The organism is Niallia sp. 01092 (assembly GCF_052318935.1).
Taxonomy (GTDB): Bacteria; Bacillota; Bacilli; order Bacillales; family Cytobacillaceae; genus Niallia.
This window is the reverse complement of sequence record NZ_JBQRKO010000010.1, coordinates 114,725-138,621: the sequence shown is the minus strand read 5'-3', so window position 1 is coordinate 138,621 and position 23,897 is coordinate 114,725. Positions and strand designations below refer to the sequence as shown.

The window sequence follows — 23,897 nt, the reverse complement described above, 5'->3', positions numbered from 1 at the left end:
TGGCTATTTTTCTAATGTCACGTTTTGTTCTTTCAACTGATCCGCATACTGTGTTTTCTCCAAGTTCCCGTGCAAAAAAACTCGTATAATGGACATCACCTCAAAAGCATCTGGCCCTTTTAAAGTGGCTAAATCATCTGGAATCATTTCTGCAGATTTTGCTGCTAATTGCATAATTCCTTTCGGTGTATTAACAGAATCCATGGATGGTAATTCTAATAACGCTTGTCCATCGATTTTATCTAAATCCAAATTAATTTTCTTAATTGTTTTCCCATCGATAGTAATCGGTGATTGCAGATCATAAATAATTACTTGTGACATAATTTTCTCCTCCTTATAGTCCTAATGCTTCTTTAACATCTTTTAAGTAGTCCACACCATTGAGTACAAATTTATAATTCGGCTTATCAATTTCAAGTTTTACTTTCCCAGCAACTTCTACCTTCAAATAAAGTACTTCTACTTCTGTAGATGTTTCATAGGCCTCGCCTTTTTTCATTTTTCCTAAGTCTAATTTTCCAGAAGTACCATGTATCACTACTCGCACCTTCTCAATACTATGGGCACCTAACTTAGGATCATATACTTGGTTAGCACCTCGGCAATCATATTGAACGACTTTCGGCTCCATATATGCAGCAGAAGAACCATTCAACGTCTTCCAGTTGATTGTTAGTTTGGAAGACTGTAAGTGTCCGATTACAGAACTTTCATACTCACCTGCAACTCCGGCGCCGGATACAGTTTGTTTCATTGATTCAAGCGATGGAAGTTGCAAATCTGCAACCCCCACCGTATGGTGTCCATTTCGATAAATTCTAAAATCATTTAAGAATTCAGGAATTTCCATTGTTTTTCCCCTCCAATTAAGCTACTAATGCTGCAAAATAAGCAACATCGTATTCAAGTTTAAATTCAATATCTTCTGCTGGTGTTGGCGCCCCTAGCGCAACGTGAAAAACTACTTTTCCATCTAAAAGATTTGTATCAGGATTGTCTTCTTTTCTAAATTCAACCCTTCCTCCGAGTAAAACGTCTGGAGTTAAACCATTCAGCCAAACATTCATGCCATCTACAAATGAATCAATTAATCGTCTATTTGTAGGGTCGTCCACATTAGACCAGAAGGATAAAATAATAGTGTTTCCTATCCAGTGGAACATTCTTTTTATTGGGATAAACACGTCCTTCACATCGTTGTTACTTGGGTATGCACTTGTTCTATTCCCCCATAACTTCATACCCCCGATAAAATTCAATCCAGTGATAATACCATTCGCATTTAAGTAATTAGCTTGAGCAAGATCTAGCTGCATTTCTTCCCCATTAATTACTAAGCTTTCTGCTTGTAATGATTTATTAGACGGACTTACATGTGGCGTATCCCCGTTTGCTGCATCTACTTGTGCCATTAATGCAGCAGCTTGTGACGAAAAATTATAAGTTCGAGACCCTAATTTTAAATCCGCATAAGTTGCTAATTGGCTCGGATTAACTAATGATTTTTCATTTTTATATTGTGGTGCTTTTGTGTACACATTTGCTACAGTATTATCGATATCAGCAATGCTGACAGCATTAAAAACACCATTGATTTTTTGCTGTTTAGCTCTCATTACTGCTGCAACAGTAGGATTTTTACTATACTTCGGAGCAATAATGATACCTGGCACCAACTGAAAGTTTGGAAAAACTGAGTTGACTAATTCCAAACCTGTATTTTTACCTGTTGCTGCATCGTATCCGCCGATAATATCGTTTTCTGTGACCATATCAGGATCTAAATAATCGTAAATCACTTTTAACGTTGCTTCATCATTTGTGATTTTTCCAGATTCTACTGTAGCCACTATTACCTTTCCTTCGTCATTAAAAGATAATGTGTAATCCTCATTAATTTTTATTTCTTCTAAAATACCGTCCACAGTGATTTTTACACTGTCTAGTAATATTCCAGTTCGATCAATTAGACCTATTCTACTAGTAGTTGTAATTGATTCAGGGGTTGTAACACTCTTTTTATGTTTGGCAGGATCTAACACGTTAACAAATACAACTGGAGCCACACCGAATAACTCAAAGTGAGTACTGATTACTTCGCTAAGTGTGTATTTTGCATAATCCAGTGAGTATCCTAATGCCTTTTTAGCTTCTGCAATAGAGAAAGCTAAAATCGGCTTATTGACTGCTGTTAAATCCCCCATATTAATTGGTGCGGTTCCAACAGCAACCGTTAAACCCGATGTTGCTTCTACAGGGGTTCCAATGCTTGTAGATTGTTCTGAATATCTAATTCCATGATTATAAACCAACTTACTTCACCGCCTTCATTTCTTCTTTTACTGCATGAAAAAACGCCTGCTCCGCACTACCTGTCTGAGACAAGCGTTGTTCAAACTCATTCAATTGACTAACTGGTATAAATAACTTTTCAATTGTCGGATACTTTTCTAAATCAATGTGATCAGGTACTCCATTCAAAAAAACAGCATGCTGAAACAGTACGCCACCTGGCAATGATGGACCACAATAAATAACTTGTTCTGAATCTTTCTTTGTTTCTTTTTTACTTGCAGTTTTATTAACTGTAGGTACAGGCTTTTGATTATTATTTTTCTGATTGCTCACTTCAGCCAAAATCAACATCTCCTTCAAATCTGATTGGTTGTAAATTATATTGGATATTCGAAAAACCTATCCAATAAGGATGCTCTTGTTCTTCCGGAATAACAGTGACATACGAGTCTTTTCTCATATTAAAAGATGCCATTAATTTATTTTTAACTAAATGTATCTTGATTCGGTTTAATAGATTCAATAAATCTAGATGGGCCTGCTGGACATCATCACAATGTATGCCTGCAATGATACGAACCTCTACAACGGGTGTCCCTTCTACCTCCCGTTCTTCCAAAAAGCGAATAACGACATGAGGATAATCTGCTTCTCTTTCTACTTCTTGCTGCTTTTTCATCCTTGATACAGGCTTTTCTTCCAAAAACTGAATGCTCACTTTAGGAACTTTTTCTTGTCCCTCACCAGTACTCATTCGAAAATCTTTAATTGCCTCTTTAATCTTGTCTTTTAGACAATCCATAAGCCCGATATTTGTTAAAAGATATTCCATTAGCCAGACCCCTCTACCGCTCTACTCAATTCATGATTTAAGCGCTCATCCAGCTTTTCTTGTGTTTTCTGTTCGACATATTGCGATACCGAATCACTCCCCAACATTTTGGGAATAGATGGACCATACTTTTCATTGATTGGCAATCTAGGCTTACCAACACGGGCAAAAACACCTGCATGACCACTCCCCATCCTGCCAACAAATGCACTTCCTAATGGACCACCAGCTCCTTTTTTTACAGCTGCTGTAATCGGCGTTTGTCGGCGTAGCTGAACGGATCTAGGAGATACCCGAAACGCATATAAAGGAATAACAGATCCTTTTGAGTTTATTTCAGCATGCAGGTTTCCAGGACTCGCTTTAGATATCCTGAATGTTTTTAAGACATCCCCATGCTTTACATAGTATTTCTCCCGTATTTTTCTTCCTGCTTCTGTTTTCGTGGTACTAGAAGCTCGATTAATCGCCCGAGATACAGCAACAGGCACTTTTTTCGGTGTCTCATGTAGAACGGCTTGTATCCTATCAAGATTCTCTACACTTACATTAATCAAGTCGTCACCTCCTAAGAACGATACGCGCTAATATGAATAGAAAGCATTCCATTATCTTCACTAGCAAAGTCGACCTTGTACTTTACTCCATCTAAAAAAATAGTCTCATCTGGTTCTGGCTTATCCATATCTTCGCATTTAATGTAAAGTGTTTTGCTCTCTACATAATTCGCTTGTGTCATATTATAAAGTTCGACTGGTACTCGTGATCGTTCTTTCACATCATCATCTTCTACAATAATGTCAATGACTACCCCATTAACGTTGTGTTCTTCCCCAAATTCATTATTGTTAAAGAACACTCCTAAATCCTTCTTTAACTGGTCTTTAAAGTTCATGCAGAAGGTTCCTTAGAATTTGTAGTTTTAGTTTTCTTTTCGGTATGAAGCACAGCTGACTTACTTTTAATAAATTTATCAGCCTGTTCTTCCGGACAAGAAAAAATACTTTCAGGTTCAATAATCACCCCATTAATAAAAACGGGTATTTTGGCTTTTAATATTTTCATAGAAAATCACCTCATCCAATTTTTACTCGAGCTATCGCTTTAGATGAAGCTTTTGCTTCTACTACCCAACCTGCATTAACAGCATCTACTGAATCCGTTGTTAAAGCATTGTTTTTCCAGTATACCGTTTGTCCTGCTGCAAAAGCTTCTGTTGTAACAGCTGGGATATCATATACACCGATTACATTTACGCTCCCAACAGCTCCTACAGGAATGTCACACCCCGCGATGCCGATTCTGGTTGTTAAAGGTACAACATCGTTTGCTTTAATTAACGTTGATCCACTATTTATAAAATCAATAGATTCCCCACGTTGAACATAAGAAGTTTGAGGATTATTTAACATAAGTTATTCCACCTTTCTCAAATTATTGGCCATTATTTTTAATGGCAGTCTTGTAATCTACAATTGTTACACCATAATCAATGTAAATATCCCACATATAGCCAAGTTGCCCAGCTGGTGGCTGCTTCATCACGATGGTTGGCATGTCAACACCATTCAAATAGTCTACTTGAATTGGGCTTCTTAATTGGTCAGCAGTCAAATACCACTCCTTTACACCATTCTCTGTTGCCTCATCTAATTCAGCATCACTGATAATGGTAAAGCTATTAAAGAATGGGTTAGGTATATTTGGATTTGTTTGTGCTGGATCCACGGAAGCACCAATTAATTGCCCTGCTTTTGTTTCAAGCGCTGTAGGAACCAACATAAATTTAGCAGGGATGTTTAACTTCACCTCTCCTCCTGCAGCTTTTTGATTTCTCATTTTGATTCTCATATCAGACAATGCTTCAACGGATGGCGCTGAACCAACACTTGAAATATTGCCATTATCTGATGAAAATAACTGTTTACCGTCCCAAATAGCCGGGTTTTTCGCAAGTAATTGATAAACTAAACGGTTTATACCTAATCGTGCTGATTGAGCGTACAAAGCAGGAATTGTGGAAATAAAGTCCACATCATCATTGATAAATGCCTGGCGTGACATCGTAAATTGACGACCAAATGTTAACAGCTGACGTTGCGGACCTGCTTCAGCATTTGGAGCATCATGCTTTAATTCGCCGTTTTCTGGCACAAGTAACAATTCCCCTGCAGTTCCAACTTGATACGTCTTAGTTGGACGGAAATCTTTTAAGGTTCCACGTTTCGTCCATAATTGGTATGTGGTAGACGCTTCAGTATAGGCTTTTTCAAAAACCGTTCTTGCTGTTTGGTCCATGATTCCTGTAAATAAGCTTGTAGGAGTCATATATTGACGTAAAAGCTCGTCGTCACTTAATCGAGATGCATTAGCAACCCCTTCTAAACGTAGTGTTTCTTTTGCTAATTCACGTAATGATAGGTTTCTTAGCTCTGTTGCGCCAGGTGCTGGCTTTTCAACTTGTAGACCTACACGTAAAGATAACCCGTCTTTTGCTGCAGCACGGAATTTATCCCCTTCATCCTGGATAATGCCTACACTAGATGGCTTCTTTTCAGCTATTTGCTTTTCAAGAATAAGTGCTCGAACTTCATCCAAGGACTTTCCTTCTTTGATGTATTCTTGAGCATCATATCCAAAACTTCTGCACAAACTATCAATATCAATAGTTCGCTGTCTCTCAGCTTCCATAGCCTGTCTTTGCAGATCTTCAACATTTACTGGTTCAGGTGTTCCTGAATTTCCAGTTAGTGTATTACTTGCACTAGCTCTAATTGCATCGATGCTTCTTTGTAGATTGTCAAATTCACTTTTCTCTGCTTCTGATAAATCCCTTTGTTGGACTTTAGCTGCGTTCACAATTGCTTGTTGTCTTGCTAACATTTGTTCTAATGTCATCTTATATGCCTCCTAAATAATTGCTGTTTAATTGAATTTGTCTAAAATAAACGGACAATGGTTCAGACCGCTCATTTGGCTTTTCATGATAACCTTCCATTTCTCTTCCCACTCCAACAGTGGCATCTGCTGGAATCGATACAATGGAAATTTCGTAAGGCAGCCATTTTAATGCAATACTGCACGGGCCAGTATGTTTTCCATCACTTGATGTTTTCCCTGCAGATACTTCCTCCCAGCTGTCCACACGATAACCAACACTAACACCTTTCAATGTGCTGCTTTTTACCTTTTGAAAGATAACATCACTAGCATCATCTTCATCAAAAGTTACTAATGCATGACCTCTTCCATCTTTTAACCAGGCATCATCAATTCTTCCAATAACTTTATTTCTGTCATGATTAAACAAAAGGCAGCCAATTTCTTTTAATCTACTAAGATCCATTGCGCCGTCATTATGGCTTAAAATTTCTATTCCAAACCAACGGGCATATGGCTCTTCACTAGAAAAACTTAATTCAACTTGCCTCTTTTCCTCATCCACAGCTCGGAGATTAATACTATAATCTCGGCTTAACGATAATTGTTTATTTTTTCGTTGCATCGTCACCAATATTCACCCCCTTCTGGCGCATATATTCTAATTCTCTAGCACGTTGATCAATAATTTCTTTCCAGTCTTGACCGGATGATGCAGCAATTTCAGCTAAAGTAGTTTGATTAGTATTTAAAGAAACCTTATTTGCATTTGCTTCTTTAATCGGATCAATCCACTTACTTCCAGGAGGTGTCCATTCATGCTGCATATATTTTTTCTTGTTAATCCAGAAATCTTTTATGGCAATTGCGCCGCTTAAAACTGCAGAAATTAAAAAAGTTTCATAGATTTCTGTTAACAGATGGTCCACAAAATATTGTTGCTCAATCTGATATGTTTTTTGATCTTCAAGAAGACCTTGACGGGCACTACTATAGTTCACCTGAGACATATCCCTTGCCGTTGCTTCATAGGAAATACCTTGGCCACTTCCTGTTAATCTTTGTTGTAATCGAACAAAGTCGGCTGCGCTCGCTCCTTGTGCTGGTGGATTAACCACGGATACATCATCACCTGGGTTTAATTCCATAATCATGCCTGGGCTAAGTGTTTTCCCTTCATAGCTAGCGTTGCTTTGTTTCCCCTGCCTGCCAATAGATCCGCCAGGCGTGGGACTTTGACGTCTAATAAATACAGACAAACAGGCAGCAACTCTTTCTTTCACGCTTACTGCCTCCATGTAAGAATTTACATCTTTAATTCTCGTAATGGTTGGAGACATTTCGGACATTTCTCTAATTTGAGAAGGTCGCTTTTTATTCCATAAAAAAATGACATCATCAGCTACAATTCTTTCGGATTTACCCGAATAGTAACCAGTGACATCATATTGCTTAAAATAGTATGCAATTGGACGATTGAATTCATTGTATTCAATGCCATTGACAATTCTTAAATCATTTCTGCCAGTTTGCATTGTGTCTAAATCGTCTACTTCACGAGTTTGTATAGAAAAGGGAACAACTCCGCCTTTTGTATATCTCTTGATAAAGACAATGCCTCCATCAATTTTTTTACGCCTAACAGCCATTCGACACATCGCACTAAAGCTTTGTTGAAAAGTTACATCACAATTTCTTGGTTTACACCATTCTTTCCAAAGTACCTCGATTTGCGTATTGAGCTCTTCATTATCTGTCTTTGCTTGCAGCTTAAAGCCGATTCCAACAATATTTCTTTCAAAAGCACCAACGATACTTTCCTGAATATCTGAGTTTCGTTCTAAATCCCTAGCCCTTGATCGAACAGTATTTCGATGAATCCTATCCGTTTGTTCTGCAGATGCATTTACTGTATTCCATCCAGCATTTAACCTGTCGTTTGCACCAGCATCATAACCTCTTAATTCTTCGTAACTTTTCCGCCATGCTTCACGTCTAAATGCAACACTTGGTGAGACAAAAGCTATCGCCTTTTCTAACCAATTCAAATTTATCACCTCCTATCAAAGACGCTCACAAACGTGTTGGATAACCCAGAGCTTTGATCATTTTCATAATTAATTTGATCCTGCAGTTCCTTTTGTCTTTTATAAAGCAAAGATAAATCTGCTCGTCTCAATCGCCTTGTGCCAATTTGATATTCTTGCCCACCAATTTCTATAGCAGTAATAGCTTCATTGATTTGCTGCAGCTGTTCTTCTAACGTCAATTTGCTCTCCTCCTAAAACCATTCTTTGTTTTTTAACCAGGCATCGTTGGCTTCCATAGCTTGTGTGTTCACTTGTGGAACTGGATCAGGCTCTTCTTCTTCCTGCATTAAATGAATATTACGAACATGTAAAACGTCCGCTGCAGCTAGAGCATAAACTTCTGTATCTAAATAATGATTGTCCGCATGGCTTGTTTTAGGGACCCATACTTGCGTTATTTTGCCGCCGCTGCCTTTACTATTTATTTTATGTTCAGCAGTAACTTGCTCCGCGTATTCTCGGTCACAATCTTTATATACCATCCAGGAACCTTGACCATTTGGCTTCCTCATTCTCGAGGCAATCATATCTTTATACTTTCCACCATCAACTAAGAGCAACCTTGTACCATGTGCATTGGATGTAGCTTTATTAATGGTACTAATTTTGAAATGAGCATAACCGCTTGCTACCCCTTTTACTGGTATGGCCCATTCACTATTCAATGCACAAAAATCATATACTTCATCCGTTTGGTCCCCTGAGTCAATTCCACACAAGTTAACCATAAATGCTTCACCATTTTTATTTCTATATTCGGCATTCATGACATTTTCTATTTCTCGAAAACTTAAAGCCTGCCCATGAGCAATATTTTGGCTAGTTAAAAACGTGCCCCATGCTCGAATTGTCCAATATAAACTTGTTTCTTGGACATCGACTCCACCTGTTAGCATTACCGCCCATTCAGGCACTTCAAATTCCTCACATTCTGTTTGCCTTTCCAGAACCATATCTGCATTCGTTTTTAATTTCGTGTCTTCCCACGGCTCAGCTAGCCATGAGTTTACAAAGTTCTGGAAAGCTTCAGGATCATCCTTTGTTCCTAGGAATTCTTTTGCAATCTCACTAAAACGGACAAAAGGAGAATATAAGGTGTTCATCCAATATGCAACTTTTCGGGGAAATTGTGTTTTCTGTTCAACAACTTCCCATCTTCCATAACGGAGCATTTGCTGCTTATGGTTATCCGTGATAATACAGCCACATTCTTGGCAAGCATAGTTTGCAAATTCAGCTCTGTCAGCATCACTCATGCCTTCTTTTTTTGGCCATTTGATTTGCTTGAATAACAATTCAATATATTCACCACAATGAGGACAAGGTACTCGAAAATGTTTTACGACATCAGCATTTTCTTTCGCCTTCCAAATATGCCCCGTTTTCAAAGTAGGAGTGGATGTTTGAAATATTTTTTTATTGTTGGTAAATGTTTTCGTCCTCTCTTTTGCCAGCTTGATAGGATCTGCTTCTTTTTTGCTTGCACCCGGATATTTATCCACTTCATCCAAAAACAAAAAACGAATAGGTTTACTGGCTAGTGATGAAGGTGAGTTGGCGCCGCTTAACGTGATGTACATTCCATCACACTGCAGCTCTAATTTACTCGAGGCATTTTTTTTGAATTTCTCTTTTAATTTACTCGAGTTTAAAAACATAGGCTGTATTCGATTTTCTGAAACACTTTCAGCCAGTGTATCGGTTGGATAAACAATCATTACCGGACCGGGATCCTGCATAACAATATAACCTAACATATTGTGAAGAGCTTCTGTCCCTCCAACCTGCGTAGGCTTTATAAAAGTGATTTCTTCAATTTCCGCGTTATTAAACTCATTCATAATATCAAGCAAATACGGAGTTATAGAGTTGCTCCACTTACCAGGAATGGCAGATGACTTTGCATCAAGATTTCTATATTTTTCAGCCCATTCGCTTACCAACAAATTCTCAGGAGGTCTTAAATATTTGAGTGGGTTAGTAATAAAATCTGGTAGTTTATTTTCTTTTCTTCTTTGCACTATAAACACCATCCACACTCATCTGCTCAAGTGCATCGTTGATTATTTCAGTTAAACCCTTTTCTATTCTCCTTGCTTCAATTGGCTCAACTAGGGATCCGATTTCTCCCGTTAATTTCCTTGGTAACGACATGGCTGATTTTTTAAAGATAAGAAAAAATCGAGACAACTCAATCTCGACTAATTCTCTCTCTATGTATTTTCCGTTTGCAATATCGGTATTTAACCTGGTCCTTTCTGATTGAGCTTCCTTGAATGCAACTTCGGCTTCGAGCTTTTTTTGTTGCAAGTTTACGGACTTGCTTACTTCGGAATCTCCACTGTACATTTCCCCTCTCCATTTGAGGATTAATTTCAAATCCCACCAGCCTCGGCTATGTTGAGTTAACCCTTGACGTTTCCAGTCAGTAAGCGTTCTGTCGCTGATTTCCAAAAGCTTGCATAATTCTTTTGTGGACAAAATAACTTTGTCATCTACCCTCTTATAACCATCCATAAATCCACCCCCATTTCCGAAGTTCCGAAGTTAAATTTTTTTATAATATCGAGCCAAATCCCGGGAGTCGACAGCCCCGCATGGAGGCACCCCCGTCAGAAGGACCCGAAGACTTTTCAACAATAAAAAGACATCCAATATGAATATGGATATCTTGAGTCAATACTTTATGTGTGCTTAGCCATTCTACCTGGCATTTCATAAACAAAACGCAATAACATTTCAGAAAATGTTAGTAATTCTTCTGCATCTTCTTTAGTTGAATTTGGTAATTCATGAGTTGCTTCATTTCCTTTTTTTCTAATATGATCTACCCACGAATCTCTTTCGGGTGGAAGATAATGATTATCTTTAAGATAGGAAACATATTGTATGAATTTTTTTCCTTCTTCTGCACCTTTTGATACAGCAATATTCATTAATAATTTCCTGCAAGATAATACTGCTGAAGTATAAGCATTTACAGCTATACAATTTCTAGCTTCATTATAAATACTATTAATATTCTCTGGAAGAAACTCAATATCCTGACCTAACATTGGTCCAGGCACTTGCTCCATTATCCTTCCTCCAAAGGCATCCTTGAGTAAATAAGTGGGTTTATTACAATTAGGACATATGTATATTTCCCCTGATGTTGCACCTGTATATCTGTCAGTTACGCATTCATACCCTATCGAAGGGCCAATATCCTTCCCACAATGGCCACATAAATACGATACTCCTTGTATTAAGGAAACATTTTTCCATTCTCCATCTAATATTTTTGCCATAAAACCTCTCCCTTCCACCTAATTATCAAAGAAAGGAAGCAAGTACACAATTCTTTATCGTTCACCAAATAACGACAATAACTGCACTTTAAATGCTTGCTCTACATATATATTATTTCTTTTCTTTTCTTTTCTTTTCTTTTGTGTACTTAATGCATACATAAACCATAGTTAATGTTTACATGATGTCAGCAGAACGATTGTTAATGTTAACAATAACCCTAGTTAATGTATGCAGAAACAATCCAGTTATTGTAAACACCCTGAAATCATGATAAAAAACATTTCGTATAGTATCTAGTAGATATTTTGAGTATCTTTAAGTATTCGTTAGTTATTTATCAACTTATTTAAAGTAAGTAATATCACTTACTAAAAGTAATAAATGATTATATCAACGTTTTGGTTTTTGACATAGAAAAAGCACTCCCGAAGGAATACTTTACTGACCGAACATATCTTTTGCTAATTTACTTGTTAACCTTTTTATTTCCTGGGATGCCTCAATCTCTAGTTTTTGTATTAAATCGATTTCTCCACTTTTCATAGCTTCTAAACCAAATTTCATGGTCTTTTCTTCTATATAATCAACATATTTCTGATAAGTATCTCTTAACTTTTGTCCATCTGCTTCAAATCCTGTTGGAATCTCAAGTATATGGATTTCACTTTGAATAATCCTGAAATCATCAGTTTTAAGAAGCCAAGCTTTCTTTAACTTATCTACATCTTCCTGAGTTCTTAATTGAAACTTTTTAGGAATTTCCGCATACTCTTCTGCAACCTTTTTTAATTGTTCGCCCAATTCGGAAAGTTTTTTAGCATAATTCTGTTTTGTTATTGACATATCATCCACCTCCCTTCCTCCTAATTATCAGAGAAAGGTAAAATAGGTACAAGATCCTATCGTTCGCCAATTACCGACAAATTACGCAATACTCATGCTCCATCCTTTTTAAATGTATAATAAATCTATTAAAACAAAATAAACTAAATCTCCTCAAAAGAAAAAGCACCCATAAAACGAGTACTTCTTACAGCATAAGGCCTATTCCTTCCTTTTTAAATTGACCCTGTAATGTAATTAAAGGTATCAATCCATAAGATATATGACATAGTTTATTATACTGAATTTCAGTTATAGTTTTTTCTTTTATGTTTAACAATTTATTAAAATCTGGAAAAAAATCAAATAATAAACCGATTAATGAAAATATCATTAAATCCAATTCATATAAATATGGGTGCAAATTAACAATTTTTTCTCCAGAATCATTTAAAAAATAATACTTATTGAAATGACCTGAAGAAGTATGTGTATCTAAACAAAGATTTTTATAAGTTGTTTTGTATAAATACTCCATATCTACATCAATTGCCATTTGTTTTATTTCAAAATACTTTTCTACTTTAGGTTTTCCTGTATTAGCATTCCAAGTAGGAGTAAAACCTAAAGCAGTTATTTCATTCTTCAACTTCTCTATATTATTTTCTAACTCTTCTTTACTAAAAAAATGCATAAAATCTGGCTTATCTACATTTTCTAAATTATATTTGTTCATTTCAATAGTCTTAAATTTTTCATAAGCTTTTGAATAACGTATAAATTCATTAGCATCATTTTTAAGCTTTTTAATTAATACTACTAATTCAAACAAGCTTCTCATAAGGATTCTTGCTGATACTACATCTCCTGTATTAAATAATGTATTAATTGATTTTAAACTATTAATTGTTTTTATAAATAGAACCAATGCTCTTTCTTGTATTTCATTTTTAGGCTCTATTTCTTTAATTGTATTAATATAAAAGTCATCTAAATATGTGATTACAAAATCATTAAAAAATGGTTTTAACTTACTATTTATAGGACTAAAATTTAATATTTCCAAAAGTACTCTCTCCCTTCGTCCAATTAATTATGAACTAGTGAGAAAATAGGTACAATACCCTATCTTTCGTCAAATAACGACAAAAATAGCATCCATAATTAATAGATGCCCATTTTGTTCTATCTGCCTTTTATTTGAATATACTTTCATTGTCATAAAAAAATAAAAAAGGCAGGTAATAAATTATGCGTTTGATATCTTTAATACTGAAAATTATGGGTAAGCTTTTATCCCCGAGTAATATTAACATCACCATAATCTATATTAAAGTCAAACAGTAATTATTTAAGAACGGTGCTCTCCCGAAGCACTGTTCTTTTTTCTTTTCTCTACAATGTATGCAGTTGCCATCAAAAATATAATTTATTTTGTTTTAAGGGTCAACATATTTTTTATGAATTATCATTTTCTCTCCATAGCTCATCCACGACCACGCTTATATCTATCCCTATCCCTATCCATTCCCATTATATTAACCCAAATTACCTTTTCTTCTTTTGGCTGCTTATTACGTTTCTTTTTCTTCTTTCTCATCTTTTCAAGTTGTCTCAGCTGGTCTGCATTAAGATGATTGGCTATTTTCATATCATCACCTTCTTAAATAGTTATCAGACTTACAGAATTGGATTATATAACGTTTTAAATAGATTCATATACAAATGTATTAATTTATTAAAAATCGTTAATATTGACAAATAACGACGGGTTTTTACACAAGCCATTTTCTATCTAAACAAAACAGAATTAGTTCCATCCTGTTTACAAAGAAAATAGGGTTTCATTTTCCGATGAATCATCCAGGAGTACGCTTGATATTCAGGAAAAAGTCGGCCATTATTGCACCCTTCCCTCGAAAGTGGAATCTCACCAACTTTCTACCCCATAGCTATCGCACGCAATACTGCTAGACTCCAGTTACTACTCCTGTTCAGCTGGTAACCTTCATAGTCATTCGATACACCCGAGTACGTCTTGATAAGGGAAAGGCGCTTCTCCCCTCAACTAAGTAACTAGCTGATAAGAAAATCTTACCTTTTTAGGAAATTAAAATAGTCCCCTGTTTTGTCCTATGTTTTATCCTATATTTTGTCGGGTTTTTGTCGGGAAATAAAGAACAGCACCTAGATTATTCTAAGTGCTGTAGCTATAAGGTTTATGGCATACTTTTTGTGTATGTAGTATTGGTCTTTGGTGAGTCCTAAATCTAAATACACATCAATATCTTTTACTCTATGGTTTCCTAAATATTTTCGTTGTATTATATCTCTCTCTATTTCATCCAGTGCATTTTCCATAGCACGGTCAATTTGTTTAACAAATAAGAATTTCTCATTTTCATGGTCGTTAAGCATTGGGAAGAGTTGTTCTATCCCTTCCTTATCTTGTTCTGTTTTATTTTCAACTGCCACTTTATATGCTTTATAATGTTTTAATTGACGCGCAACTACTCTTCTTATCTCTTTGTCGTCCACAGTTTGAAAGAAGGACATTTGTTTCAAGACGACTCCCCCCATGTGTTATAATTAATTTGCCGATTAAATTAGAACTGGGAGGAATCTCAGTTTTTTTATTTTTATTTAACATATTATCTCTAATTGCCCTTCAAAATTTGATACAAAACCTTCTTCTGTTTTTATAAATTCTTCATTCAATAATACTTCGAATATTGCTTCTAAAACATTTACAACAATGCTATTGCCGGCCTGTTTATAAAGTATTCCGTTTGTGCATCCTTTTCTCGTTGGATGCTCTGCTACTACATTGTTATAATCCCCATCATCAAAACCCATTAATCTCCAACATTCTCTTTCAGTAAGCAATCTGTATTTGCCATTTCCAATCGGTACTATTCCACTGTTAGGGCACCTATTTTGTTTTGTAGTAATAGTCCATACATAATCTTTTATTGGCTGCAATCTCCCGGCAAAGGAACCACTATTGTTATGACCAATTCTGCTTAACATTGATGGAGTTTTTATTGTATATTTTTCATCCACATCTTTTTCTAAAAACTCATTGATATCTCTCATTTGCTTCTTTTTCAACTTAGAAAAATCAAATTTATCTTTACCTAATATTGATATGGTAAAAACCCTTTCTCTTTTCTGAGGTATGCCAAAATCCATTGCATTTAAAACATCATAATTACTCGTATATCCTAATCTAGTCATTTCATTAAGGTATTTGCTGAAAGAATGAATCATATCCTTATCTAAGACACCTTTTACATTCTCCCAGACTACGAATCTAGGTTTCCAAACTCCAAGATTTTCTATAATCTTTAATGTTTCCCACATTAACGAACTTCTTGTTTTATCTTCATCATTGCCACCTAATCTTTTTCCGGCACGAGAGAAGTCCTGGCATGGTGATCCATGAACCAAAATATCTGGTTTAAGATTATATCCAACAACAGATTGTGGCTGATATTTATTTTCATATAATGCGTTATATGTTCTAACTGATTTTTCATCTATTTCTACATAATCAATTGCTTTATGGTTAACAGCAAGATTAATTAATGCTTTTCTTGGAGCACCAATACCTCCAAACAGTTCAAGGATTTTAATCAAATTATCACTCCTTCCCTGTTTTATTGTTTAATCCCATACTTTTCTTTCAAATACTCAACTTGATTCGTAACCTTCTCCAGTATGCGTTTTTCAACAAGAATATCTTTTTCCGTTGCACCTGGTCGTTTTATATAATGCTGCAAGGCATGTTTTATAATTTGAAGTTTTTTGTATTCAGACAATAACATCATCCTTCCCTGTTTTTTCGTACTGTGACGCAAAACTTTTTAATATGATTGAAGAGTCTGCTAAAATTTAGACATCACTGTTGCAATTATTAACATCTATCTAACTAAAAGGAGCTCTTTAATGATTAAAAAAAATGATGAAAATAATTGGCCTGTTTGGGCTACTGAATCAATTGAAATAGCAAGCCCAGATCCAAATTGGTTATCCAAGGGATTACAAGAAAAAAGAATGCTTAATGAACTTCTCTCTCCCTTAGGAATACACGAGATTGAACATTACGGCAGTACATCTATCCCTCAATTACCATCTAAGCCCATCATAGATCTAATGGCAAAAGTTTATACTTTTAACAAAATAGATGACATAGCTTTGCTTTTGGCTGACTTCGACTGGCATTACGTTCCTCCTCATTTAGATAATCGTCCTTGGCAACGGTTCTTTGTAAAGGTTAAAAATGAAAAACGTGTTGCCCATCTTCACTTTTTACTTGATGAAGAAGTTCGCTGGGATAAGCAACTATTATTTCGTGATATATTGAGAAATAATAAACAACTTACAATGGAATATGCACATCTAAAAACAACACTTGCTATTGAATTCCGTAATAGCCGAGAAGAATATACTTCAGCAAAAACAGACTTTATAAACCGTGTTCTTAAATTCAAATAGTAACGATATAGACAACCAAATACACCTGTTTGTTAATCAATTTTGTTGCACAGTAATTGTCTAAAGATCATCAACCCATCTTCTCGCATGAGCTTTTTCTAAATTCAATCCCACATCTTGTAAAGGCAAGGTACTCGCTTTTTCAGGAGACATTTTTTGTTTTCTCACACGATGGATATAGGTAACATAGCTAATGCCGTTTTTCTTGCAAATATCTTTATGCTGAGACCATCCAGTATCATGTCGTTTCTTCGGTGGAATACTTCTAGCTTGTTCCCTTGTCCATCCCAATTTTCTAAATCGTGTTTCTAAAGTATGTGCGGATATTCCATTGTCTTCAGCGATTTCATAATCAATTGGTTGTAAGTATTCCATGATTAGGTCTCCTTTCTAATTAATAGCCATTCGCCTGGCGTTCATGATTCACTTGATTCTTTTCAAAATAAGCTTGTTCTATTTGCTCCCAAGTAAAGCCGAGCATATTTCCTAAACCTAAAAAATATTGAACTAAGATAATTAAGTTTTGTTCAGTTCTTATATTTTCAAATTCAGATACCAAGTAGTAGATATTCAAAAATTGATTATTTACATCTTCTAATTGACGACCATGATAGACTATCTTCTTAACTCCTTGTTCAATCATTAATTCCAACACAAAATGCAATCCGTCCACATATTCTTCGAGTAGTGGATTTTTTGGTTCTTCTATTCCTTCTCCATCACAATGAGGACAATTAATATAAATTCCATCAATCGGTTGATAAACTTCACCTATGCCATGACAAGTAAGACAAAGTATTTTAGTTCTCGGTTTCTGGTCCTTACTCCAAAACTTAAATCCACGCCATTCATTAGCGCATTCACCAAGCTCCACCAATAGAGCAAGGATTAACTTTTCAAACCGATCTTCACCTTGATAATTGATTCGTTCACGTAATATTTTTTGTGTTTCAAATAACTTAGATAAGTTCATTTAATAACTCTCCATCCTTTCTTCAACTTTTTACATAACTCATACCATCGCAACGGCTCATACAGATAAACGGCTCTCCCCTCCTCCATTCGGAAAAGGAGAGTCCATTTTGGTTTGCGTGCCATTAAGCAGCTCCGTCTTGATCAGTGTCTTCTTTAGATTGCTCACTTTCTTCTGATTGCTGTTCACTTTCATCAGAATCTTGTTCACTATCTTCATTTTTCTGTTCGTTTTCTTCACTTTCTGTTTCGACTTCTTCTTTTTCCGTTTCCGCAGCCACTTCATTTCCTTCTTTCCAATTCCACCAAGCTTCAGCAAGTGGAGCTACTTCTTTTCGGTACTCGTCAATTAAATCAGCAACTTTTTCTGAAGGAATTTTCAATTCTTTGGACAACTTAATAAAAGAATCACCTTCCACTTTTCTTTTCACAATATCAACAAAGTTTACTGGATATCCTTCTAAATGAGGTGCTAATCCTTCTAAAATGAATTGATCAATATGTTCACGATCAATTTCTTTTTTCTCTTCTTTCGTCTGAACCTTTTCTTCCGGCAAATCAAGATCAGCTTCTAATTGTTCAGCTTGCGGTTTTACTTGTTCCACAATCCCATCATTGTTGACTTTATATTCTGTTAAAGGACGGTTTGTTTGAGCGTTTAAAGTCACATTATAGCTAACTACAGTGGATTCAATTTGAATCTCTGCCTTTTCATCAATCATTTCAGCAAGCTTGTCCAAGTGTCCCTTTAAAGCAGAATCACTCACTTCTAATACAATTTCTTTTACACCTTTTGGCTTAAGGTTGATTTTTTTGATTAACGCTTTGAAATCTACATATGACATGTTACATTCCCCCTAATATTGGTTTAATGGTTACTTCAATTCTTGGATTTTGGCTATACCACTTGCTAACATGTAAATCAACAACTTGGCTATCGTCTTTCCATATCACCGCCTTTAAAGCGTCCTTTATTCCTTTGACAAAATTATCAACATCCGGCTTGGTAAGTGGTCTTAATTCACCAGCTTCAGCAGCCATCGTTTTCTTCTTAGAAAAACTTTTTAAAGATGACTTGAACACCTTTACTTCTAATGCAAGTGGACCTTCTAAAAGTGCTGGTGGTCTATAATCCGATGCTACTAACTTTACATATTGCTTAAAATCCTTTGATTTCTTCGGATCATACGCTCGAGTAAAACCACCTTGATTGCTAAAACGTGGTCTACCTTGTGCGACTGGTTCCCCATAAACTGTAAAAGAAATATTGCTCATAATTTTCAATCCACCTTACTCCAAGGGATTTGTTCAACTATCATCATGTATTTATCGCGATGTTCATATTGGATACGTTTAGATTTATCTAGACAATAATATTTGTCTGTTTCTTCTTTGATAGACTTATAATGATGTACGCATAAAGGAACAAGTGCCCATGTGTTGCTTGCTTTTTCAAAACAATAAGGATAACAACATTTCATAATTTCTTCGCACCCTTTCTGTTTATTTTTCTTTCTTTTGCTAAATGGATAACAGCTAATATAATCTCGTCTGGATCACGCTTTAACCACTTGGCAATAGGCTCTAAATCTCTGTAATTTGTGTACCACTTTGCTATTTCAATGAGTTCACTTTCATAAAACTCAAAATCACAATCTTCAAGGATGGTTATCTTTGGGTCACTTCTCGCTTTGTTATCTTTTTTATAATTGTATGGTGATGATCTATTTCTTTGTTTAACCACATCACATAACAGCCTTTTTGTAAGCTTCGTAGGTTTGTTTAGTAATTTTTAATTCTTCTTCCAGCTGCTTCACTTGTTCTGCCAATGCCAAATTTTCTTTGGCTATTTTCATGTAATTGATAAAACTTGTTTTATTTTTCATCTCACGCATTACTTTGTGTTGCTTTTCAATATATTTATAGATTTTCAGTAACAGGTGCTTATGCCTTGCTTTTGAATCTTGTAGCAAGAAAAGCAAATCCTCTTTAATTTCTTGCTGATTATGCATGTTCTTTCACCATCTTCATTTCATATTTTGCTAATGCTTGATATAAAGATTCCAACCGATTATTCCTTTCCTCTACTGTTTCTGGAGGACAGATAGGACAAGGTGATGTTCTTACAGAAAAGGAATCAATGGAATGGATTACCCTACTGCCGCCGCATGTTTCACACATATTAACCAATCCTTTTCTTTTTTCGGTAATCATCCGTAAACAAATCAATAAATTTTGTATTGTCATACATTCTGCTGAATGCGCGTTTTCCGATAATTTCTCCCAACGACGAATCATCTAAATTTGTTGTGAATACTGTTGATTTTTTAGAACGAGCATTTATTAAACTTGTCCATTCAGATACAGTCCAGGACACTTCACTTTGTTTCTTTGTCTCCAATCCAACATCATCAATTACAACCACATCAAAGCTTATAAATTCATTCATAAGAATCTCTTTATGGCGATCGTGACCAAATGTACTCTTTATCATTTCAAACAACTCTGTTGCTTCAATAAAGGCTGTAGATAAATTCTTTTCATACGCTGTTTTAGCGATAGCTTTAGCTAAATGACTTTTTCCTGTACCAGTTGACCCCATCATCAAACAATTAAGGGTTAAGTCTCCTTTGATAAGCTCTTTTGTGAACCACTTCGCTTCTTCTAAAGCTTTACTTACAATGAGATTGCAAGGTTCGTAGTTTCTAAAGCCGCATTGATCATCTGACTTAATGTGATACCAACGAGCATGAAGAGTTTGTTTTCTTTGAGCGAGCATTTCATTTGTGATTTCAGATGCCTGTACTCCTTTTATGCATCCAGAACAAATCTCAGAAAACCGATAACTCTTTTGTTGTCCATCTTGTTCATATGTCCATGCCATCACATTAGGTAATCCACATCTAATACAGTTCTCTTTAATTGTTTTAACATTCTGTACTTTTTCTTTAAGGGAAGGCCTTACTTTAAACAGCAAGTCTTCAGTACGTTTAATTCCTAGTACGTCTAATAAGTGAACGAACTCAGACATTCGAACCACTCCTTTATATCAAATCAGGATCATTCTGAATTTCTTCAATAAGCCTTTGTTTATCTTCTTCCGTGAATTGAATGGCAGCCTGTCTTTTTTTGCTTTCTTCACCTTGCTCAAAGATTGACCGTTTCGCTTTACCAGTTCGTTTTTCTTCAAACTTGCGGTTATAGGCTTGTACATCTGCTAAAGTAAATAGCTGCATATCGTGATACTTTTTAATAATTGCCTTCACATAACTAGGCGGATTATTAGGAACATGTTTCCTAGCTTCCTTAATCACTTCGCAAATTATCGCTTCAGGTTCTTGGAAAAATGATTTATCATTATCAATCCAAAAATTGAATTCTTCGATTAACATTGGTGATGGAAAACCGAATGATTTTTCATATTCTAAAAATGGATTTTGTTCCACCATAACAACCTCGTTTTCTTTTTTTATCTTGTTGTTGTTTTCTTTATCATGTTTTATTTCTTTATCTTTCTTTTTCTTATTAGACACGACACTTTTGTCATGTCTCTCTACCAAATTTGTCGTGTCTCTCCTTAAGAGACATGCCATTTTTGTCGTCTCTCTTTTCCTCAGACACGACACTTTTGTCATGTCTGTTTTTATAAAATTTCTTCGAATTTTTCACTTTGAAAATATCCCCATATGGTGTTTTAACAGATTGTATATATCCATAATCTTTAAGCCTTGAAATATTTCTTTGGATTGTCCTTTCACTTGTACCAATGTCCTCAGCAATTTCAGATAGTTTTATAGGTTTTCCACCAAGAACAATGCCCCAAGTTTCTCCTTCATCATCCTTCACTTCTTTTGTTGTCTTAGCGATCATCCAGAGAAACTCCCATAAGGCGTTACCTATATTTTCTTTATGCCGAGGTGAAAAGAGTCCCGTGTGTACAGGAAAATAAAAGGCTTCGGGCATTGTCTCACCTACTTTCTTTTGCAGACTGCCATACCGTTATGAACAGTTTTAACTTTAAGTTGTGGATAACGCTGCATGTATTGAAGAATAAGTTCTTTAAGATGTTCAGCATCCTTTGCTTCTTCCCACAGTCGTTCTGGAAGAACAACATGAGTAGGAACGTCATAGTCATACATGGATTAACACACCAATTTCCATTGTGTCTGACAGCTTTTTTACCGTTCTGCAATAATTGCATTTACCACATCTTATTGGTTCGACTTTTTCTTGTTTAAGTTGTAAAAATCGTTCCATTTTCATTTCTATATATTCATACTCAAAAGCAAAACGAGATTCATCAAAATGCAAAACCGCTTTATTTGGAGGACTTTCTTTCGTAACGGCCACAATATACGGGTTGTAAGTCCTACCTAAGTTTTCTTGAATAACCCGTTTATACATAGCCATTTGTAGCACATAATCCCATGCTTCAATAAAAGATACCCATTCATCATATTTCGTACTCCAGTACCGTTTATGTAGGTCTTGTGTTGTTTTTAAATCAGAAAAGGTACTTCGGCTATGATTAATGGAATCCACTTTAATTTTCCAAGGAGATCCGTAAAGATTGGCTGTATAGATAACTTCTTTTTCTCCTTCTAAAGCAAAGAGAGCAAATTTATCATCCTTAATCGTTTCAATCATACGGTCCGCTGTTTCAAAGTCAGAGTACTTACCACCTCGCGGCTTAAAAATTGCTCCGTTATTTTCTTCAACAAATTGTTTGAATGCTTCATCACTTTCAAATGCTGCATGTACATAAGAACCAACTAATAAGGCATTGGAGAAGGGCTGTTTATATTCACCCTTCAACTTCGCCATTGTCCGTGCCTCGCACTCTACAAAGCTTTTAAACTGGGAAACTGACATATATTCACGATCAGCTTCAATCGAATGATAGTTTTCCCTGTTCAACTGGAGGCTTGTCTTCTTTTCCTTTGTCATCAGACTTCACCTCTTCCTTTTCCTTAAAGGACTCTGATAAGGAACCGCTGCCCTCTTTTTTGTTTTTGGCAGCTTTATCAAACCAATCATCCACTTTACTCATGCCGTCTTTAATGGAATTGAAAATCTTGCCTAAATCATTCAGATCACGTTCAGTGAAAGCAGATACGTTATATCCGAAATGCTCTTCAATCTGTTCTTGTGTTACACGGTGTTTTTCTTTGAACATCTTTAATGCAGCACTCAAACGCTCTTTAAACGGTTTTGGATTATTCCCTTGCATGGTTCGGTTACATTCCTCAATCGCTCTGTCTACTATGTCCCCTGGGATGATACTTAAAATACAAGCTCTTACCCTTCGGGAACCTTGGTTGGCAACCAACTCATAGATATCACGTGGATCATCAAGTTTTTTAATACTTCCTCTTGCTTTTCGAGAATGCGGAACAGTAAATATCTTTTCTTGTCTTACATTGGTTTCTAAATCCCATGCATATGCCATAGCAACTGATTCACCAGCACGTTGCTCTAATTCTTTTACTCCAAATGATAAGTTCCCCCAGTTTTGGGCCAACACTTCAGCTAATCGAATAGATGGACCTTCTACCTTAGTTCCTCCACGTGGATAGCTATAGACTGCTTGTTCAGCTAACGCTTGACGTTTGCAATTATCCAGAATGCGCTTCTCAGCTTCAAAAATATTACGTGGAAATTGTTTAGCCATAAATATTTGCCCTTTCACTTCCTCCATTTCACGACTACTGGATGAATGAGCCAAAACACTAGGTTGCTGTTGCTGATTGAATTGTTCAGATAGTTCGTTCACTATTTTTCCTCCTTCAATTCGTCATCTAATTTTTCATACGTATCTAAAAGTTCTTCATAAAACTTGCTTCCAGAAAAAATACTGTTATGCTTTTCTAGGAAGCTATAAAACTGCTCCAATTTAGTGTTTTCAGGACTATAGACTGTACGATTACCTGTGTAGAAAAATGGCAATTTATAACCTCCTCTTGATTTTGCAAAGTATTTACCATAAAATATGGTTACGATTATTTTGAGGTAGTACTGTTTGATTAGATTCACTCTGCCAAGTGGGTCTTTTTCAATTTTTTGTAATCTTTCTAGTATCGCCAGTCCCCCTGTGAACTAAAGAGATATAATCACCATCATTTTTAAACACAAGCCAATTTTCTACGTTTAATCCAGCTGATTCGATGACCATTTTTTGACGACGAGTTGGTTTTTTACCTTGTTTCATAGCT

General features: G+C 35.7%; 39 protein-coding genes. 1 reads left to right on the top strand and 38 read right to left on the bottom strand.

Features of this window, described 5'->3' with window-relative positions; genetic code table 11:
* Positions 1 to 3: 3 nt before the first annotated feature.
* The 22 genes from ACTXGU_RS11545 to ACTXGU_RS11440 all read right to left on the bottom strand — a co-directional run bounded on the left by ACTXGU_RS11545 (position 4) and on the right by ACTXGU_RS11440 (position 16,037).
* Positions 4 to 324 carry a hypothetical protein gene (locus ACTXGU_RS11545; RefSeq protein WP_443481662.1) on the bottom strand — a complete coding sequence of 107 codons (321 nt, stop codon included), beginning with the start codon at positions 322 to 324 and terminating at the stop codon, positions 4 to 6.
* A 13-nt stretch (positions 325 to 337) separates the two neighbouring features.
* Positions 338 to 853 (bottom strand): phage major tail tube protein, encoded by a 516-nt coding sequence (locus ACTXGU_RS11540; RefSeq protein WP_443481661.1) that lies wholly within the window; start codon positions 851 to 853, stop codon positions 338 to 340.
* 16 nt (positions 854 to 869) lie between these two features.
* Positions 870 to 2,315, bottom strand: coding sequence for a phage tail sheath family protein (locus ACTXGU_RS11535; RefSeq protein WP_443481660.1), 1,446 nt, complete (start codon positions 2,313 to 2,315; stop codon positions 870 to 872).
* Between the two features lies 1 nt (position 2,316).
* Positions 2,317 to 2,640 carry a hypothetical protein gene (locus tag ACTXGU_RS11530; protein WP_443481659.1) on the bottom strand — a complete coding sequence of 108 codons (324 nt, stop codon included), beginning with the start codon at positions 2,638 to 2,640 and terminating at the stop codon, positions 2,317 to 2,319.
* Positions 2,633 to 3,130 carry a hypothetical protein gene (locus tag ACTXGU_RS11525; protein WP_443481658.1) on the bottom strand — a complete coding sequence of 166 codons (498 nt, stop codon included), beginning with the start codon at positions 3,128 to 3,130 and terminating at the stop codon, positions 2,633 to 2,635. Before ACTXGU_RS11525 ends, ACTXGU_RS11530 begins: the two co-directional genes overlap by 8 nt.
* Entirely contained in the window at positions 3,130 to 3,687 is a 558-nt protein-coding gene (locus tag ACTXGU_RS11520; RefSeq protein WP_443481657.1) for a phage tail protein, read from the bottom strand. The genes ACTXGU_RS11525 and ACTXGU_RS11520 overlap by 1 nt, the downstream gene beginning before the upstream one ends.
* A gap of 11 nt (positions 3,688 to 3,698) precedes the next feature.
* Positions 3,699 to 4,025 carry a hypothetical protein gene (locus ACTXGU_RS11515; protein WP_443481656.1) on the bottom strand — a complete coding sequence of 109 codons (327 nt, stop codon included), beginning with the start codon at positions 4,023 to 4,025 and terminating at the stop codon, positions 3,699 to 3,701.
* On the bottom strand, positions 4,022 to 4,195 hold the full coding sequence (locus tag ACTXGU_RS11510; protein WP_443481655.1) for a hypothetical protein: 174 nt from the start codon (positions 4,193 to 4,195) through the stop codon (positions 4,022 to 4,024). Before ACTXGU_RS11510 ends, ACTXGU_RS11515 begins: the two co-directional genes overlap by 4 nt.
* 11 nt (positions 4,196 to 4,206) lie before the next feature.
* Positions 4,207 to 4,542 carry a DUF2190 family protein gene (locus ACTXGU_RS11505; RefSeq protein WP_443481654.1) on the bottom strand — a complete coding sequence of 112 codons (336 nt, stop codon included), beginning with the start codon at positions 4,540 to 4,542 and terminating at the stop codon, positions 4,207 to 4,209.
* Between the two features lie 22 nt (positions 4,543 to 4,564).
* Entirely contained in the window at positions 4,565 to 6,028 is a 1,464-nt protein-coding gene (locus ACTXGU_RS11500; protein WP_443481653.1) for a phage major capsid protein, read from the bottom strand.
* A 1-nt stretch (position 6,029) separates the two neighbouring features.
* Positions 6,030 to 6,635, bottom strand: coding sequence for an HK97 family phage prohead protease (locus tag ACTXGU_RS11495; RefSeq protein ID WP_443481724.1), 606 nt, complete (start codon positions 6,633 to 6,635; stop codon positions 6,030 to 6,032).
* Positions 6,619 to 8,058: a phage portal protein gene (locus ACTXGU_RS11490; RefSeq protein ID WP_443481652.1), complete on the bottom strand. Its 1,440-nt coding sequence runs from the start codon at positions 8,056 to 8,058 to the stop codon at positions 6,619 to 6,621. Before ACTXGU_RS11490 ends, ACTXGU_RS11495 begins: the two co-directional genes overlap by 17 nt.
* Before the next feature lie 5 nt (positions 8,059 to 8,063).
* Complete coding sequence (locus tag ACTXGU_RS11485; RefSeq protein WP_443481651.1) at positions 8,064 to 8,279, bottom strand: peptidylprolyl isomerase; 216 nt, start codon at positions 8,277 to 8,279, stop codon at positions 8,064 to 8,066.
* A gap of 12 nt (positions 8,280 to 8,291) precedes the next feature.
* Entirely contained in the window at positions 8,292 to 10,121 is a 1,830-nt protein-coding gene (locus ACTXGU_RS11480; RefSeq protein ID WP_443481650.1) for a terminase gpA endonuclease subunit, read from the bottom strand.
* A complete protein-coding gene (locus ACTXGU_RS11475) occupies positions 10,099 to 10,617 on the bottom strand; it encodes a hypothetical protein (RefSeq protein ID WP_443481649.1) in 519 nt (172 codons plus the stop codon). Before ACTXGU_RS11475 ends, ACTXGU_RS11480 begins: the two co-directional genes overlap by 23 nt.
* A 167-nt stretch (positions 10,618 to 10,784) precedes the next feature.
* Complete coding sequence (locus ACTXGU_RS11470; RefSeq protein ID WP_443481648.1) at positions 10,785 to 11,390, bottom strand: DUF4145 domain-containing protein; 606 nt, start codon at positions 11,388 to 11,390, stop codon at positions 10,785 to 10,787.
* Positions 11,391 to 11,832: 442 nt separating this feature from the next.
* Positions 11,833 to 12,237, bottom strand: coding sequence for a hypothetical protein (locus ACTXGU_RS11465; RefSeq protein ID WP_443481647.1), 405 nt, complete (start codon positions 12,235 to 12,237; stop codon positions 11,833 to 11,835).
* 187 nt (positions 12,238 to 12,424) lie between these two features.
* Positions 12,425 to 13,282 (bottom strand): DUF5677 domain-containing protein, encoded by an 858-nt coding sequence (locus tag ACTXGU_RS11460; RefSeq protein WP_443481646.1) that lies wholly within the window; start codon positions 13,280 to 13,282, stop codon positions 12,425 to 12,427.
* A 420-nt stretch (positions 13,283 to 13,702) separates the two neighbouring features.
* On the bottom strand, positions 13,703 to 13,867 hold the full coding sequence (locus ACTXGU_RS11455) for a hypothetical protein (RefSeq protein ID WP_443481645.1): 165 nt from the start codon (positions 13,865 to 13,867) through the stop codon (positions 13,703 to 13,705).
* 536 nt (positions 13,868 to 14,403) lie between these two features.
* Entirely contained in the window at positions 14,404 to 14,772 is a 369-nt protein-coding gene (locus tag ACTXGU_RS11450) for an ArpU family phage packaging/lysis transcriptional regulator (RefSeq protein ID WP_443481723.1), read from the bottom strand.
* Between the two features lie 87 nt (positions 14,773 to 14,859).
* Positions 14,860 to 15,855: a DNA cytosine methyltransferase gene (locus ACTXGU_RS11445; RefSeq protein WP_443481644.1), complete on the bottom strand. Its 996-nt coding sequence runs from the start codon at positions 15,853 to 15,855 to the stop codon at positions 14,860 to 14,862.
* A 20-nt stretch (positions 15,856 to 15,875) separates the two neighbouring features.
* Complete coding sequence (locus ACTXGU_RS11440) at positions 15,876 to 16,037, bottom strand: hypothetical protein (protein ID WP_443481643.1); 162 nt, start codon at positions 16,035 to 16,037, stop codon at positions 15,876 to 15,878.
* Positions 16,038 to 16,164: 127 nt separating this feature from the next.
* Here ACTXGU_RS11440 and ACTXGU_RS11435 point away from each other — a divergent pair, with 127 nt between their 5' ends.
* Positions 16,165 to 16,713, top strand: a complete 549-nt coding sequence (locus ACTXGU_RS11435; RefSeq protein ID WP_443481642.1) for a GrpB family protein — start codon at positions 16,165 to 16,167, stop codon at positions 16,711 to 16,713.
* Between the two features lie 60 nt (positions 16,714 to 16,773).
* Here the strand turns inward: ACTXGU_RS11435 and ACTXGU_RS11430 are convergent, their stop codons facing one another.
* From ACTXGU_RS11430 to ACTXGU_RS11355, 16 genes are all read right to left on the bottom strand, one after another.
* On the bottom strand, positions 16,774 to 17,088 hold the full coding sequence (locus tag ACTXGU_RS11430; RefSeq protein WP_443481641.1) for a hypothetical protein: 315 nt from the start codon (positions 17,086 to 17,088) through the stop codon (positions 16,774 to 16,776).
* Between the two features lie 19 nt (positions 17,089 to 17,107).
* A complete protein-coding gene (locus ACTXGU_RS11425; RefSeq protein WP_443481640.1) occupies positions 17,108 to 17,686 on the bottom strand; it encodes a dUTP diphosphatase in 579 nt (192 codons plus the stop codon).
* A gap of 124 nt (positions 17,687 to 17,810) precedes the next feature.
* A complete protein-coding gene (locus ACTXGU_RS11420; RefSeq protein WP_443481639.1) occupies positions 17,811 to 18,530 on the bottom strand; it encodes a 2-methylcitrate dehydratase in 720 nt (239 codons plus the stop codon).
* 1 nt (position 18,531) lies between these two features.
* Positions 18,532 to 18,960 (bottom strand): RusA family crossover junction endodeoxyribonuclease, encoded by a 429-nt coding sequence (locus tag ACTXGU_RS11415; protein WP_443481638.1) that lies wholly within the window; start codon positions 18,958 to 18,960, stop codon positions 18,532 to 18,534.
* 5 nt (positions 18,961 to 18,965) lie between these two features.
* Positions 18,966 to 19,166: a hypothetical protein gene (locus tag ACTXGU_RS11410; protein ID WP_443481637.1), complete on the bottom strand. Its 201-nt coding sequence runs from the start codon at positions 19,164 to 19,166 to the stop codon at positions 18,966 to 18,968.
* Complete coding sequence (locus tag ACTXGU_RS11405; RefSeq protein WP_443481636.1) at positions 19,163 to 19,429, bottom strand: hypothetical protein; 267 nt, start codon at positions 19,427 to 19,429, stop codon at positions 19,163 to 19,165. Before ACTXGU_RS11405 ends, ACTXGU_RS11410 begins: the two co-directional genes overlap by 4 nt.
* A gap of 1 nt (position 19,430) precedes the next feature.
* Entirely contained in the window at positions 19,431 to 19,697 is a 267-nt protein-coding gene (locus tag ACTXGU_RS11400; protein ID WP_443481635.1) for a hypothetical protein, read from the bottom strand.
* Positions 19,690 to 19,866: a hypothetical protein gene (locus tag ACTXGU_RS11395; RefSeq protein ID WP_443481634.1), complete on the bottom strand. Its 177-nt coding sequence runs from the start codon at positions 19,864 to 19,866 to the stop codon at positions 19,690 to 19,692. Before ACTXGU_RS11395 ends, ACTXGU_RS11400 begins: the two co-directional genes overlap by 8 nt.
* A gap of 1 nt (position 19,867) precedes the next feature.
* Positions 19,868 to 20,716: an ATP-binding protein gene (locus ACTXGU_RS11390; RefSeq protein WP_443481633.1), complete on the bottom strand. Its 849-nt coding sequence runs from the start codon at positions 20,714 to 20,716 to the stop codon at positions 19,868 to 19,870.
* Positions 20,717 to 20,729: 13 nt separating this feature from the next.
* On the bottom strand, positions 20,730 to 21,245 hold the full coding sequence (locus ACTXGU_RS11385) for a DnaD domain protein (RefSeq protein ID WP_443481632.1): 516 nt from the start codon (positions 21,243 to 21,245) through the stop codon (positions 20,730 to 20,732).
* Complete coding sequence (locus ACTXGU_RS11380) at positions 21,229 to 21,555, bottom strand: HTH domain-containing protein (protein WP_443481631.1); 327 nt, start codon at positions 21,553 to 21,555, stop codon at positions 21,229 to 21,231. Before ACTXGU_RS11380 ends, ACTXGU_RS11385 begins: the two co-directional genes overlap by 17 nt.
* A 101-nt stretch (positions 21,556 to 21,656) precedes the next feature.
* The gene (locus ACTXGU_RS11375; RefSeq protein WP_443481630.1) at positions 21,657 to 21,824 is read right to left on the bottom strand and encodes a hypothetical protein; all 168 of its coding nucleotides are present in this window, start codon (positions 21,822 to 21,824) and stop codon (positions 21,657 to 21,659) included.
* The gene (locus ACTXGU_RS11370) at positions 21,817 to 22,557 is read right to left on the bottom strand and encodes a PD-(D/E)XK nuclease-like domain-containing protein (RefSeq protein ID WP_443481722.1); all 741 of its coding nucleotides are present in this window, start codon (positions 22,555 to 22,557) and stop codon (positions 21,817 to 21,819) included. The genes ACTXGU_RS11375 and ACTXGU_RS11370 overlap by 8 nt, the downstream gene beginning before the upstream one ends.
* Positions 22,558 to 22,573: 16 nt before the next feature.
* Positions 22,574 to 23,458, bottom strand: coding sequence for a hypothetical protein (locus ACTXGU_RS11365; RefSeq protein WP_443481629.1), 885 nt, complete (start codon positions 23,456 to 23,458; stop codon positions 22,574 to 22,576).
* Positions 23,458 to 23,631, bottom strand: coding sequence for a hypothetical protein (locus tag ACTXGU_RS11360; protein WP_443481628.1), 174 nt, complete (start codon positions 23,629 to 23,631; stop codon positions 23,458 to 23,460). Before ACTXGU_RS11360 ends, ACTXGU_RS11365 begins: the two co-directional genes overlap by 1 nt.
* A gap of 106 nt (positions 23,632 to 23,737) precedes the next feature.
* The gene (locus ACTXGU_RS11355; protein ID WP_443481627.1) at positions 23,738 to 23,893 is read right to left on the bottom strand and encodes a DUF6906 family protein; all 156 of its coding nucleotides are present in this window, start codon (positions 23,891 to 23,893) and stop codon (positions 23,738 to 23,740) included.
* Positions 23,894 to 23,897: the final 4 nt, after the last annotated feature.